This is a genomic window from Anabaena sp. 90, from assembly GCF_000312705.1.
Taxonomy (GTDB): Bacteria; Cyanobacteriota; Cyanobacteriia; order Cyanobacteriales; family Nostocaceae; genus Dolichospermum; species Dolichospermum lemmermannii.
Genome location: NC_019427.1, coordinates 2,724,205 through 2,739,093 on the forward strand (window position 1 = coordinate 2,724,205; position 14,889 = coordinate 2,739,093).

Below are 14,889 nucleotides of genomic sequence, written 5' to 3' on the forward strand. Positions count from 1 at the left end.
CCTATGTCCAATTGTTAAAATTCTGATATGGATAGAGAATATTTAACTTCCTGTTCCATATCCAGCCCAAACCCTGAGGAATGTGATAAGTTAATAATCATTACGCTACCACAATCTAAATTGCCGGTTAACGGTAGCTAATCATGGCCTAATTTATCAGGTAAATGCCGAAAACCACTGAAAAACAGCAACGCAGTTGAGTATGTTCGTGCTTTAGGGGATGAAGGCTAGAAACAGGATTTATCCTGCACTAAAAATGGTAAAATGCCGTTATCAGTACAAGATTTAAAAACCTACCCCCGGACTGTGGGAAAGTCTACGCCCGAAAAACCTTGAGGAGATATCAGCACGCCTAAAGGGCAAATGTGTTGAGCCTGGGAACCTTAGAAATAAGGATATTAAGAGCGTCATCTCTTAAGAATCCCCTCGGCTTTAGCCGAGGGGAGTGTCAAGAGAAATGATCACTTTGTCAAGTAGTCAGTTCTCACAATCTTAGCTTCTGCAAGGCTGCTGGGTTTGTAAAAAAAAACGTTGAATTCCTCACGGCAGATGATATAAATCAGTAAAACTGTGGAAACACTGCTTAAAAAAACGGGGCAATTTTAGTAAAAAACGAGGATTTTAGTTAAATGACCATCGCAGTTGGACGCGCCCCCAGTAGAGGGTGGTTTGACGTATTAGACGACTGGCTAAAGCGCGATCGCTTCGTATTCGTAGGTTGGTCAGGAATATTATTATTCCCCTGTGCCTTCCTCGCATTAGGCGGTTGGCTGACCGGTACAACATTCGTCACTTCCTGGTACACCCACGGACTAGCATCTTCTTACTTAGAAGGAGCTAACTTTCTAACAGTAGCAGTATCCACACCAGCCAACAGCATGGGGCATTCCCTGTTGTTCCTGTGGGGTCCTGAAGCTCAAGGTGACTTCACCCGTTGGATTCAACTCGGTGGTTTGTGGCCTTTCGTAGCCCTACATGGCGCATTCGGTTTGATTGGCTTCATGTTACGCCAATTTGAAGTCGCCCGTCTCGTCGGTCTGCGTCCTTATAACGCTCTTGCTTTCTCCGGTCCTATCGCCGTATTCGTCAGCGTGTTCCTGATGTATCCTTTGGGACAATCTAGCTGGTTCTTTGCACCTAGCTTTGGAGTAGCCGCAATTTTCCGTTTCCTCCTATTCCTACAAGGTTTCCACAACTGGACACTCAACCCCTTCCACATGATGGGTGTAGCGGGAATCTTAGGTGGAGCTTTACTTTGTGCCATTCATGGTGCGACAGTAGAAAACACCCTATTTGAAGATGGTGAAGGATCAAATACCTTCCGCGCCTTCAACCCCACCCAAGCTGAAGAAACCTACTCCATGGTGACAGCAAACCGTTTCTGGTCACAGATTTTCGGAGTTGCTTTCTCCAACAAACGTTGGTTACACTTCTTCATGTTGTTTGTCCCTGTGACAGGCTTGTGGATGAGTTCCATTGGTATCGTTGGTTTAGCATTAAACCTGCGGGCTTATGACTTCGTTTCCCAAGAATTACGGGCAGCAGAAGACCCAGAGTTTGAAACTTTCTATACCAAAAACATTTTACTAAACGAGGGTATCCGCGCTTGGATGGCTCCTCAAGATCAACCCCACGAACAGTTCGTATTCCCAGAGGAGGTACTCCCACGTGGTAACGCTCTCTAATAGAGTTATTAGTGGTGGACGCGACCAAGAATCCAGCGGCTTCGCTTGGTGGTCTGGCAACGCCCGTTTAATCAATTTATCTGGTAAACTACTTGGCGCTCACGTAGCCCATGCTGGTTTAATCGTCTTCTGGGCTGGAGCAATGACTTTGTTTGAAGTCTCTCACTTCGTCCCAGAGAAGCCTATGTATGAACAAGGCTTGATTCTGCTTCCTCACCTCGCCACACTGGGTTGGGGCGTTGGTCCAGGTGGTGAAGTTTTTGATACATTCCCCTACTTCGTTGTCGGTGTACTTCACCTGATTTCCTCCGCAGTTCTAGGCTTTGGCGGTATTTATCATGCCGTTCGTGGTCCTGAAACCCTAGAAGAATACTCTGCCTTCTTTGGTTATGACTGGAAAGACAAGAACAAAATGACCAACATCATCGGCTTCCACCTGATCATCTTAGGATGTGGTGCGTTGTTGTTGGTGCTGAAGGCTATGTTCTTCGGTGGAGTTTATGATACCTGGGCTCCAGGTGGTGGTGATGTGCGTGTGATTACTAATCCCACACTCAACCCCGCTGTTATCTTTGGCTATTTAATTAAAGCTCCCTTCGGTGGCGAAGGCTGGATTATTAGCGTTGATAACATGGAAGATATTATCGGCGGTCACATCTGGATTGCTTTCACTTGTATTGCCGGTGGTATTTGGCACATCTTCACCAAGCCTTTTGCTTGGTCACGTCGGGCCTCCATTTGGTCTGGTGAAGCTTACCTATCTTATAGTTTAGGTGCGCTTTCTTTGATGGGGTTCATTGCCTCTGTCATGGTGTGGTTTAATAACACCGCTTACCCTAGCGAATTCTATGGTCCTACGGCTGCGGAAGCTTCACAAGCTCAAGCCTTAACCTTCTTGATTCGTGACCAACGCTTGGGTGCTAACGTCGGTTCTGCCCAAGGGCCTACAGGTCTAGGTAAATACTTGATGCGCTCTCCTACTGGTGAAATCATCTTCGGTGGTGAAACCATGCGCTTCTGGGATTTTCGTGGTCCTTGGTTAGAGCCTCTTCGTGGACCTAACGGTCTTGATTTGGAAAAAATCAAGAATGATATTCAGCCTTGGCAAGCTCGTCGCGCTGCTGAATACATGACTCACGCGCCTTTGGGTTCTTTGAACTCTGTGGGTGGTGTGGCTACAGAAATTAACTCCTTTAACTATGTGTCTCCTCGCGCTTGGTTGGCGACTTCACACTTCGTTTTAGGATTCTTCTTCCTGATTGGTCACTTATGGCACGCAGGCCGCGCCCGGGCTGCTGCTGGTGGTTTTGAGAAGGGTATTAACCGTGAAACAGAACCAGTAATGTTTATGCCTGACCTCGACTAGGTTTTTCTGGGCTTAATTTCATTACTGACAATATAATGCTTTTGATAGCTCTTGCCTCACCGCAAGGGCTTTTTTTGTGGTTTTCTGTGTAAGTTCACACATTAAGCTTTATTAAGTAAGAGTAAAAATTTAAAATAAATTTTGCACAGGTACTTACAATAATTAAACATTGCTGCTAATATATAATGTAACAAATCAATCTTACTCAGGGTTAAGCAATGAATAAGCTAAAGTTCGGCACATCTGTATTAACAGTTGCTGCTGGTTTGGTAATGGGGACATCAATAAATCAAGTTGTTATAGCTGAGGAAGTTGTTGTAGAACCAATTACTCAGCCAGTAGTTACAAATGAAGTTATTGCCACATCAATCACTCCTGAAAAAACTGAAACTCATCCTCAACCAGGAACTTTCAGTTATAGTGCTGGTGATTTACTGGCAAAAAGACCACTGGATTTAGATATATTTTGCAAAAGTTATCCTTTAAATTCTCGCTGTACTGAGCGTTCTACTCCATCAAAACCACAGGGGGGAGAGTCAAAACCTACTCAAGAATCTAAACCTAGCGAAGAAATGAGCCAAACTTCTGTAAAAACTAGAGGTTGGGCAATTACACCTGAAATTAGTACATTAGGTGTTGGTGCAACAGTCACTAAGTCCATAACACCTAATGTCAATGCTAAATTAGGCATTAATGGCTTAGGTATAAGTAGAGATATTAGCTTGTCCGATGTTGATTATAAAGCTAACCTCAACCTATTTAATGTGTCTACCCTCGCTGACTACCATCCCTGGAAAAATGGCGGTTTCCGTTTGACTGGAGGCTTAGTATTTCAGGACAATAATATAGAAGGAACTGGAAAACCCAAGAATGGTGTGACTATTAATATCAATGGCAAAGACTATAATAGCAAAACTGTGCTTACATCATTGAACGCTAAAGTTTCCTTTGAAAATAGTGTAGCACCATATATTGGACTGGGTTGGGGTAATGCTGTGAAGCCTGGTAAACGTTGGGGATTTTCGGCAAATTTAGGGGCAATGTTTTCTGGCTCCCCAAAGGTATCATTAACACCTGGGTTTGGTCCAGATGCAACGGATGCTATAAAAGCGGAAATTAATAGTAACATCGAAGCAGAAAGGAAAAAACAAGAAAGTGATCTGAATTGGTTGAATATTTATCCTGTTTTTTCTCTTGGTATTTCTTACCAATTCTAGTTGACAATTTGGGGTGTGTCAGATGTTGGAAATATATTCATTATTACTGAGTTATCGAGTCTGACGCACCCTAAAAAAATATTTAGTATCACATTTGCGTAAATCCTAGTTTTAACTTTCCTCTCTACCAGTTACTATATTAAATTAACTTGTATTTTATTCTTAGATATACAAATGATCATCACCAAACATCGCGCTGATAGAGTTACAGCACTTCCCGGTGTTATGAGGTACATATCTAGCGGGCAAGATGCCCGCACTACAAGAGTTTCATGATTCAACTTTGTACCTCATAAGAGCGGAAACCGCTGTATAACATCAGTTGGCAACAATTTGAGAATCTGCTGCAAGATTTGGGAGAAAATCGGGCGGCTAGAGTGGCTTATGATGATGAAACTTTGGAAATTATGACACCTTTACCAGAACAGGAATATTATACAAAAATTCACACTATCATGTGAAACGTCTCCCAATATCTCTGCTAACCTACTGCACCCCCCAACTTTGGCTCTGACAGTAAAAATAAGGTGTATAGGTCTAGATTGCATTGCGCTGTGGATGGTTTCGTAATTTTTCTGATTGTCCGATACCTCGTAAGTAGACGACCTATATTTATCAATGCAAGATTTTGTTATTCTGTCAATGAGTAACTCCTAATATCTTGACATTTTTTGCTTTTACTCCAATATCAGAAGTGTTGAATCCTCCAATAAAACTTGACAATGTTTGGGTTTTAGCCAGGTAAAATCCCTTGTCTATTGAGAATAGAGTCATTAACTGCTCAAATTTGGTATCATCAATGTCAATGCACAACTTGGACAATATCATCAAAATCCTAACATTCAACACTTCTGGATTTAATCAAGATGTAGCTAAAAATCGAATCTTAAAAACAAACCCTGCCCATCTAGACAAGGTTCTGTTTTAGGTTTATGATTTTTGCAAAGCAACTGGAGGTAAAACCTGATTTAATTTACCACTACGATAACCTTCTAAATCCAAAGTTATATAAATAAATCCCCAGTTTTGAAATACAGATACTAGACTTGGTAAATCTGTCATGGTAACAAAATCTTTAATTTGATCTGGTGATAATTCAATTCTGGCTGTATCACCTTGGGAACGAACCCGTAAATTTTGCCAACCTAAATTTCGCAAATAAATTTCGGCTCTTCCTACTCGCTGTAATTTGGCTATGGTAATTTCTTCACCATAGGGAAAGCGCGAACTTAAACAGGGTTGCGCCGGTTTATCCCACCAAGGTAAACCTAATTGTTGGGAAATTTGCCGAACTTCGGCTTTTGTTACGCCAATTTCTGCTAAAGGCGATCGCGCACCTCTTTCTTTTGCAGCTTGAATTCCGGGACGATAATCATGTAAATCATCGGCATTTACACCATCCACCACATAAGGATAACCCAATTCTAAAGCCAAAGGTTTGAGGGTGTCGTGTAATTCGCTTTTACAAAAATAACAACGATTGACTGGATTAGATGTGTAATTGGGATTGTCCATTTCCTGTGTTTGGACAATTCTATGAGATATTCCGATAGTTGCGGCTTGAATTTTTGCGTCTTCTAATTCTTCTGGTAATAAAGAAGGAGAAACCGCAGTTACAGCCAAAGCGCGATCGCCTAACACATCATAAGCAATCTTAGCTACTAATGTACTGTCAACTCCGCCAGAATAGGCTATTAAAGCCTGCTCCATTTCTGTAAAGAACTCTTTTAACTGCTCTAGTTTTTCTGTCCAACTCATCTTCCTAAAACCCCATAATGCCTAACCACTCCTATTTTAGTCATTAGTTGTTATTAGATCACTAATGTTTTCGAGAATTTCTCGCCCCATACGTCAACTACGGATTATAATATTCTTCATAATCTATTCTTTACTTGCTACTGAGTGAATTACAAAGATGAGATGAAATGTTATAAACTTCGCTAATTTTTATTGAAAACTATGAGAGTTAAACGGCTACAAATGCAATCTTTTCGCGGAATTGGTGATTTAACAATAGATTTTGATAAAAAAGAACCAACCGTTTTTATTGGTATTAATGGTGTAGGTATTTTACTTTTCGTTACATATTACTCTTCGAGAAGCCGCTCCGCGTCTACGGTTTTTTTCCGTTCACCTACTTATGATTCCTGCTATTATTCCTAAGTGATCTAAGTTTTTACTCTCAAATTCTTCTTTTTGGTAATTCATATTTTTTGGTATTTTGATTTCATTCAGACTCATTTTCTCATTTTTTCTTCTGAATTTATTGTTAATACCTTATTAATTTCAATTTGTTGGCAATTTTTATATTACTGTCTATATTTATTGCCAATTTAGTTATGTGTTTATATTTAAGCTGTTTCTGTTACTTGTTACACTTGCATCTGTACTACAAAATGAAGTGCGGAATGTGGGGTATAAGCTTTTTATATGCAGATTTATAAAAAATTAGTATTAATTTTTGACAATGCAGTAGGATAGTATCATGGGATTAGCTGTAACTTAACGTACCTGTTCACAAACTGTCACAATAGTTGTTACCAGCAATACACAATATTTGGTATACTTACCCGTACTAATGTCATTTTTTAGTTAGGGAATAGGTAATAGGCAAATGGAAAGATCAGTCATGAGTAAGTATTCTTTCCACTTACCTCTTCCCCAATCACCAATTATCCACTACCTCTTTCCTTAACTACTACATGAATCTAAATCAAGTTAAATCCATCCCCAAATGGACACAATTACCATCTCCATCTATATTTTGTGCAGAAGTATCTATGCAATTGAGTATAGATACATCCGTTGCCCAATTACAACAGCAGGTAGAATATTTACAAATCCAATTGGAGTCAGAAAGACAGGAACATATTCAAGAAATCCAGCAAATTCAGAAATTTCAGACGTTACTTCAACATATTACTGAACACATCCGCGATAGTCTAGATGATCGAAAGATATTAACAATTATTACTCAAGAATTAGTTGATGTATTACAACTTAATCGCTGTCAAATTGAACTTTATAATCCCTGTTTAACTTCTGCCACAGTTACCTATGAATATAGTGCTACTTTACCCCATTTTCAAGACTTAACCACAGTAATTGCTGATTTTCCTCAAATTTATCAATCTCTATTGCAAAAACAAATTTGGCAATCTATAGAAATTGTCCCAGGACATTATTCTGGATTACAGATGATGAATCAATTAGCTTGTCCAATCTTTGATCATCGAGGCATTTTGGGTAATATTTGGCTAATTTGGCACACAGAGGCAAAATTTGGAGAACAAGAAATATCCTTTTTGCAGCAAATAGCTAATAAATGTGCGATCGCAATTCGTCAATCTCGACTACAGGCAAAAACCAAAGCGCAGATTCAGGAAATAGAAAAACAAGAACGGCAAAAAAATGAATTTCTCAAACAGCTTTCCCAAGAGTTACGCACACCGATTACTAATATTAATCTTGCTGTACAAACATTAGAAAGTCTGATGACACCAACGGGAATTTTAGATATAGAAATAGGATCTCAACTATTACAAATTCTCCATCATGAATGTGGACGAGAAAATAAATTACTTAACGATCTTCTCAGCTTTGCATATCTGAAAACCCATTCGGAATCTCCTACTTTAATTACTATTGATTTTCCAACTTGGTTATCTCCCATTATTGAATCTTTTCGAGATGTTACCAATTGTCAGCAACAACGGTTACACCTGGATATTTCCACAGAAATTCCCCCTTTCTCCACAGATATCACTGATTTAGAAAAAATTATTACCTTGCTACTCAACCAAGCTTGTCAATGCGCTCCCGCAGGTGAATCAATTACAGTTACCGCCGATTTGAATGCAGCCACGGTAGAATTAAAAATCAGTATTTCTGGTGTAGAGATTCCTCACCATGAACTATCACAAGTCTTTCAGCCATTTTACGGCATTCCCAAACATTCCTCATGGCAAGCACAGAACACTGGCTTAGAATTAATCTTGGTAGAGACAATGGTACAGCGTTTGCATGGATTAATTCATGTTGCAAGTGCAAATAATCGCATCACGTTTATCATGCAATTTCCCCTGCGACTAGTTTTTTAGCTGCCACTTCCAACTAAAAAAAATATCCCAATCCTGAGTATAAATGTAGGGGTTTAGCAGTGCTAAACCGTTACTCAGTGTATTTGCGGTATGTGGGATAAATATTGATTTATTTTGGTAATTGGTAATTTTATTGGTTACAAATCCGATAATTGTCTAGAAAAAAAATATTGATTTTTGTCTTATTTACATCAAAATAGTCAATATTATGTGAACTTTGTCCAAGTAAGAAATAAAATACTTATAATATCTTTTTAGTTAAGTAGGATACTGAATATGAACGCCCAAGCCAAGAATTTACAGACTTTATATGCTAAAACTCGCTTGCTGCTTGCGTTGTGGGACTTAGGAGGAAGTCAGCAGAAGGTAGCTAGGGGTAAATTGACGAAGCGGATAGACTCCAAGAGTCAGAATAAAGCGGATTATCAAGCTATTTTAGAGGATTTGGAAGCACAGGGGGCTGTTACTGTTACTAAAAAGGGATCTTCAACCAGTTATACTCTCACGTCACCGACGGGCTTAGATGTGTTAAAAGCGGGTTTGCGTAGTGATGAGTTTGAGTTTAATACTAATCTTGGTGCTTGGGTAGGAAATTCTTTGTTGCGATTGTTGCGTCAGATTGATGTTGTAGTAGCTGCGCCGGTTGCATCTGGTGGTGCGGTGATTGGTTCTTATGAGGAGTTTAAGTCTGTCGCGTTGGATATTTATGACAAGTTGAACAGGGACTACAGCCTAGATGATTTAGTACCTATCTATCGCATTAGAAGAGAAATAGGTGAACAAGTTAGTCGTGAAAAATTCAATCAATGGCTAGTGGAAATGCAAGCTGATGACATTTTGCAGCTAATTGCCGGAGAAATACCAGACTTTACCTCTGATAAACGGGAAGATTCAATTTCTATACCTGGTACACAACTACGTTCTTACGCTAAACGCTTGAGTTAATCAAATTATCCCCGCAGTTTCTAGTTCCTCGCACCATACGAAATCACCATGACAGATACCCCTATTTCTCCCATAGAAGCCGTTAATGCTGCAATTAATAGTCACAATCCATTTACTAACGCTGGGATTGTTAAAGAACAAGATGTTTGGGGAAAAGGAGTCCCCGACGTACCCACATTAAATGCCCATGCTTCTAATCAAGTTTTTAAAGCCATTGAATTTGTTCGCAAAAGTCAATCTAGTCAAGATAAAGTAACTTCAATTGCTATTACTGCACAGCAGGGAGTTGGTAAAACCCATCTTTTGAGTCGCATTCGTCATGAACTGGAAAAAGTAGGTGGTGCTTTATTCGTTTATGCAGGTGGTAATAACTATACAGACTTAAATTTAGTTAAGTATCAATTTCAGCAAACTTTAGCAGATAGTCTCAGTAAGACTGGTAGCCAAGAAGTCATGCAATGGCAAGAAGTAGCCGCAGCTATGGCCAACGAAGGTAGAGAAAATGCTACTACTCCAGCAGAGTTAGTCAAAAAATTTGACCAGGCATATAAAAGTAGTTTAGCTAAAAATAAAAATCTCATGAATGCTCTGCAAAAACAGATTATTAAAAATAAATCTGATGCAGATCCCTATATTATTCGAGCTATTCTATGGACACTTTCAGAAACCCAAGCCCCTTATGCAATTAAATGGCTATCTGGTGAAGAATTAGCTCAATTAAATGCTGATGAATTGGGATTACCCAATCCTAGTAAAACTAATCAAGATAGAGAAGCTGAGGCTCTTAAAAATATTCAACAAATTTTGAATTTAGTTGGTTATTACAACTCGATTATTATTTGTTTTGATGAAATAGATGTTAAAAATAACTCCACTGAGGATGGGTTCCCAACAGAAAGTGTAATTGCTAATTTCGTGAAAATTCTCCATGATACTTTGGAAAATTCAGACCTTAGCCAAGGTGTAGTTATTCTGACGGTAATGCTACCAGAAACATGGAGAGATAAAGTAAACTCCATTCAAGGTGGTACGCCTGATAGAATTTCCAAATTTACACAACGAAAACCAATAGATTTAAAACCTGTTAGTGCTGATTATATGGTACAGTTAGCAACGGTGTGGTTACGAGAATATTATAGTTCAAAAAACTTAATTCCTCCACATACACTTTACCCATTTAAAGAAAGTCATCTGAGAGAATACGGTAAAAATAAACCAACTGTTAGAGAAGCTTTGCGATGGTGTGCTGATAACTTTAAGGTTGAAGAAGAGAAACTCCCTGCTGATCCATTTGAAAGGTTTGAATTAGCATTTATAAGGGAAGGTGAAGTAAAATTTGAAAAATATATCGAGGATAGTTCTCTCATAGCTGAAGCCCTATATTTTGGCTTTAATACTTTAAAAGGACAGACTTTAGAAGAAGTCATGATTCAAGAAATTACCAAAGATATTCTACCTAAATCCAAGAACAACAACTTTATCAACTTCAAAATTATTGGTAATGAAAATGGTAAAGAGGTAAAAATTGGTGTAGCAGTTGTCCAAGATTCTCAATTTACATTAAATGCGTGTTTAAAACGGTTAAATGACTATCATACTTTTGATTTAACCCGTGGTTGTTTAGTGCGTTCTCATTCCAAAATAAAACAAATGAAAAAAACAGCGGCAACATATAGTTTGCTTAATGAGTTAATTTTACACAAAGGGGGAGAAAATGTAGATTTAATAGAAGATCAAATTCGTCCACTTATAGCAATATTCGCTATTTATCAAAAGCGAGAAAATTATCAATTAACAGAAGAACAAATTTTTGATTGTATTTCTAAGAATAATATTACCTTTGATAATCTGTTACTGAAAGAGATTTTAAGTGATCCATCTGGTAATATGCCTGATATTGATGATGAAGATATTATAGATAAATTTCTCACTCCTTCAAATATCAATGAAACAGAAGATACCGATGATTTAAGTGATTTATTTGGTTAATTAATTATGAATAAATCTGTTTCAATCTATAACGCCTTATGTTTATATCCTCCCGATGTTGAAGCTTTAATACAAGGGCGAATTATTGCTGCTATACCTAGTAAATTGCTTACTCATGGGCATAAATTTGCTCTTTATCCTGTTGATACTTCAGTAAATATGCTTTCAATTAAAGCATGGGCTAAATGTGAACTTTGCGAAATTCTAGATCAAACAACTCCTTTAGATATGTTATCTCAATTAACAATCTGGAAACCAGAAATATTTCAGGAAATATTACAAAACCGTCCGCATTTTTTTCTGGCTTATTTGCGGGTTTATCATTTACCTGAACCTTTGGAAATTCGAGCTATTCCCAACATTCAAGAAAAACTAGGAAAATTTGCACCTTTACCTAATAATATTTCTGTATCTGAATATAAACCCGTATTAAGTGATCAGGTATTTGTTCAACGTAAACAACAATTAGAAAAACGAGAACCTTCTCTAAATCCTGAACTGGAAGAGTTACAAAGTGCGTTATCACAAATAGCCAATAATAACCCAGCAGCACAACAATTAGACAATGAAATCAAAGTATTTTTAGGTTGGAGTAATGCAACAACTACAAATACAATAGATTCTGATTTAGATTGGATAAAAACAATTACAACATTAGGAGATAGAAGCATAGAAAAAGATGATACTATAAGCAACTATCAAGCAGGTACAAATTTTGAAATTGTTACACGCAAAAGCCTTAATTTTTTAGGATTTAAAGTAGAGGAAGATCATAAAGGTGGTGCTGGAGGTTTAGATTTATATTGTTCACAACCTTATTCTCTAGTTTGCGAATGTAAAGCAGGTAAAAGCATTCCTCATAACACAGTAGAAGAATTAGATAGAATTGGTAAAAGACATCTTCAAGAAAATTATCTTCAAGCTGTGCGGTTAATTATTGGACCTGGTGAACCTACTAAAAATTTGAAAGAATCGGCTCAAATCTCTAAAGTCAGTATTATCAAAGCTATGACATTACAAAAATTAGTTGAACTTAAAGCAAAATATCCCGGTGCGATCAACTTAATTGAATTAAAGCAATACTTAGAACCGGGACAAATTGATGATAAAATTAACGAATATATAGATAAAATAGAAAAAGAGATTAAATTGCGATCGCATATTATCCAACTCGTCAAAAAACATCTAGAAAAGACAGGTACTAAAGATGCTCAATTTAGTAATCTTTGCATAGCATATCTTTATAATAATCCACCACAAAAGCTAGAAGATAGAGAATTATATGACATTCTCATAGAACTATCATCACCATTAACAGGCTACTTGGGAAGAATTAAAGAAGATTTTTGGAAAAGAGATCGCTTTTACTATTTGCGCGACTTAGAGGTTGTTTGAAAAGTATTATATGAAACCCATAATCTCCAAAAACCTAACCCCCCTCCCCCCCCTTCCCTACAAGGGAATGGGGGTTTTAAAGCCTCTCCCCTGGTAGGGGAGAGGTTTGGAGAGGGGTCTGTTTACACATTAAAAACTTTTAAAACATCCTCTTACCAATAAATTAAAAATAACTCTTTTCTTCCTTCTTTTCTTCGTAGCATTGAAAATCGTCGTTATGGCACTAGGCAAGAGGCAAGAGTGAAGAGGGTTTGGGCGATTTTACGTTTCGTTACATATTACTCTTCGAGAAGCCGCTCCGCGTCTACGGTTTTTTTCCGTTCACCTACTTATCGGGAAAATCAACGACTTGAAAGCCTTGCTGTAATAATCTTAGAGTAGATGCTAATTGACCAGACTGCATGAGTAGAATAAGCTCAAAACTATTTGTATTTTTTAATTGTTCCCAGTCTTCATCCCGCAAATCCTTAAATCCTGGTCATCCTGATTCAGACATCCTCCCATACAACAGGCTTGATAAAAAAGTCAATTAGTCTTAATTTTAGTTACAGTTAGATAACAAATAAATCGTGAGGGGTGAGACTATGCGTGTTTTGCTAGTTTATCCAATATTTCCAAGCACCTTTTGGTCTTATGAGAAAATTCTGGCACTAGTTGACAGAAAGGTATTGTTACCACCATTGGGTTTAGTAACGGTAGCGGCAATTTTGCCCCAAGAATGGGAGTTTAAACTTGTAGATCGTAACATTCGCGCCGCCACAGAAGCAGAATGGGCATGGGCAGATATGGTGATTTTCTCCGCCATGATTGTCCAAAAACAAGACTTACTTGAGCAAATTCGGGCAGCGAAAAGACGCGGTAAGCTGGTGGCTTTGGGCGGTCCTTATCCTACCTCCACACCCCATGAAGTGGAAGCAGCAGGGGCAGATTACCTGATTCTTGATGAAGGGGAACTGACTTTACCCATGTTTGTGGAAGCTGTGCAACGGGGGGACAAATCGGGAGTTTTCCGGGCTGCTGAAAAACCTGATGTTACCAGTACACCTATTCCCCGCTTTGATTTATTAGAGTTTAATGCCTATGATATGATGTCGGTGCAGTTTTCCCGGGGTTGTCCTTTCCAGTGCGAATTTTGCGACATCATTGTTTTATATGGACGCAAACCCCGAACCAAAACTCCTGCACAACTTTTAGCCGAGTTAGATTATCTCTATGATTTAGGTTGGCGACGGGGTGTGTTTATGGTGGATGATAACTTTATTGGCAATAAGCGAAATGTGAAATTGTTGCTAAAAGAGTTAAAAGTTTGGATGGCAGATCATCAATATCCTTTCAATTTTGACACAGAAGCTTCCATTGATTTAGCACAAGATCAAGAAATGATGGAGTTGATGGTTGATTGTGGTTTTAAAGCGGTATTTTTGGGGATTGAAACCCCAGACGAAGATAGTTTACAACTAACTAAGAAATTTCAAAATACTCGCAGTTCCTTAACTGAATCTGTAGAAACCATTATCAGAACTGGACTGCGGCCAATGGCTGGGTTTATTATTGGTTTTGATGGTGAAAAAGCGGGTGCAGGCGATCGCATTGTCCGTTTTGCCGAACTTGCAGCTATTCCTTCTACTACCTTTGCCATGTTGCAAGCGTTACCCAATACCGCCTTGTGGCATCGGTTGACCAAAGAAGGCAGATTGCGGGAAAACCAAGATGGAAACATCAATCAAACTACATTGATGAATTTCATTCCTACCCGTCCTCTAGAAGAATTGGCTAGGGAATATGTGGAAGCTTTCTGTGCTTTGTATGACCCTGCTGCTTATTTAGATCGCACCTATCGCTGTTTTATGATGTTGGGTTCTCCCAAATGGACAGCACCAGCAAAAACACCAGAATGGGTAGTTGTTAGAGCTTTACTTATTGTAATTTGGCGACAAGGATTTAAACGACAAACTCGTTGGAAATTCTGGCATCACTTCTTTAGTATTCTCAAGCATAACCCCAAGGTAATTGAACAATACGTTTCTACCTGCGCTCACATTGAGCATTTTATGGAATATCGGCAAATTGTCCGTGATGAAATCGAAAGTCAATTAGCTGAATATTTAGCCCAAGGTGCAGAAACACCTTATGTACCTGTTAAGGAAAAAGCAGAAGCTGTAGTTTAATAATACCCAGATCCCCGACTTCTC

General features: G+C 38.5%; 11 protein-coding genes and 2 pseudogenes. 10 read left to right on the forward strand and 3 right to left on the reverse strand.

Annotated elements, in window-relative coordinates:
- Nucleotides 1–629 precede the first annotated feature (629 nt).
- From psbD to ANA_RS25375, 4 genes and pseudogenes are all read left to right on the forward strand, one after another.
- Nucleotides 630–1,685, forward strand: a complete 1,056-nt coding sequence (psbD, locus tag ANA_RS11900) for a photosystem II D2 protein (photosystem q(a) protein) (RefSeq protein WP_015080309.1) — start codon at nucleotides 630–632, stop codon at nucleotides 1,683–1,685.
- Nucleotides 1,669–3,051, forward strand: coding sequence for a photosystem II reaction center protein CP43 (gene psbC, locus ANA_RS11905; protein ID WP_015080310.1), 1,383 nt, complete (start codon nucleotides 1,669–1,671; stop codon nucleotides 3,049–3,051). The genes psbD and psbC overlap by 17 nt, the downstream gene beginning before the upstream one ends.
- Before the next feature lie 218 nt (nucleotides 3,052–3,269).
- Nucleotides 3,270–4,268: a hypothetical protein gene (locus tag ANA_RS11910; protein ID WP_015080311.1), complete on the forward strand. Its 999-nt coding sequence runs from the start codon at nucleotides 3,270–3,272 to the stop codon at nucleotides 4,266–4,268.
- Between the two features lie 308 nt (nucleotides 4,269–4,576).
- Nucleotides 4,577–4,714, forward strand: a pseudogene (locus tag ANA_RS25375) (Uma2 family endonuclease); the annotation flags it as partial.
- Here the strand turns inward: ANA_RS25375 and ANA_RS27695 are convergent.
- Both ANA_RS27695 and larE read right to left on the reverse strand, forming a co-directional pair.
- Nucleotides 4,712–4,839, reverse strand: a pseudogene (locus ANA_RS27695) (IS701 family transposase); the annotation flags it as partial. The pseudogenes ANA_RS25375 and ANA_RS27695 sit on opposite strands and share 3 nt — an antisense overlap.
- Nucleotides 4,840–5,198: 359 nt before the next feature.
- Entirely contained in the window at nucleotides 5,199–6,026 is an 828-nt protein-coding gene (gene larE / locus ANA_RS11920; protein ID WP_015080313.1) for an ATP-dependent sacrificial sulfur transferase LarE, read from the reverse strand.
- A gap of 201 nt (nucleotides 6,027–6,227) precedes the next feature.
- Between larE and ANA_RS24590 the strand changes: the two genes are divergently transcribed.
- The 5 genes from ANA_RS24590 (at nucleotide 6,228) to ANA_RS11940 (ending at nucleotide 12,697) form a co-directional block, all read left to right on the forward strand.
- Nucleotides 6,228–6,431: a hypothetical protein gene (locus tag ANA_RS24590; RefSeq protein ID WP_083881457.1), complete on the forward strand. Its 204-nt coding sequence runs from the start codon at nucleotides 6,228–6,230 to the stop codon at nucleotides 6,429–6,431.
- Nucleotides 6,432–6,970: 539 nt separating this feature from the next.
- Nucleotides 6,971–8,368 (forward strand): sensor histidine kinase, encoded by a 1,398-nt coding sequence (locus tag ANA_RS11925; RefSeq protein WP_015080314.1) that lies wholly within the window; start codon nucleotides 6,971–6,973, stop codon nucleotides 8,366–8,368.
- 276 nt (nucleotides 8,369–8,644) lie between these two features.
- Nucleotides 8,645–9,313: a hypothetical protein gene (locus ANA_RS11930; protein ID WP_015080315.1), complete on the forward strand. Its 669-nt coding sequence runs from the start codon at nucleotides 8,645–8,647 to the stop codon at nucleotides 9,311–9,313.
- A gap of 48 nt (nucleotides 9,314–9,361) precedes the next feature.
- A complete protein-coding gene (locus ANA_RS11935; protein ID WP_015080316.1) occupies nucleotides 9,362–11,302 on the forward strand; it encodes a P-loop NTPase fold protein in 1,941 nt (646 codons plus the stop codon).
- Between the two features lie 6 nt (nucleotides 11,303–11,308).
- Complete coding sequence (locus ANA_RS11940) at nucleotides 11,309–12,697, forward strand: DUF1802 family protein (RefSeq protein ID WP_015080317.1); 1,389 nt, start codon at nucleotides 11,309–11,311, stop codon at nucleotides 12,695–12,697.
- Nucleotides 12,698–13,022: 325 nt separating this feature from the next.
- Here the strand turns inward: ANA_RS11940 and ANA_RS26585 are convergent, their stop codons facing one another.
- Nucleotides 13,023–13,160, reverse strand: a complete 138-nt coding sequence (locus tag ANA_RS26585; protein ID WP_158310529.1) for a hypothetical protein — start codon at nucleotides 13,158–13,160, stop codon at nucleotides 13,023–13,025.
- A 121-nt stretch (nucleotides 13,161–13,281) separates the two neighbouring features.
- On the opposite strand from ANA_RS26585, the gene ANA_RS11945 reads away from it, so the two are divergent.
- Nucleotides 13,282–14,865, forward strand: a complete 1,584-nt coding sequence (locus tag ANA_RS11945; protein ID WP_015080318.1) for a B12-binding domain-containing radical SAM protein — start codon at nucleotides 13,282–13,284, stop codon at nucleotides 14,863–14,865.
- The last annotated feature ends 24 nt before the right edge of the window (nucleotides 14,866–14,889 follow it).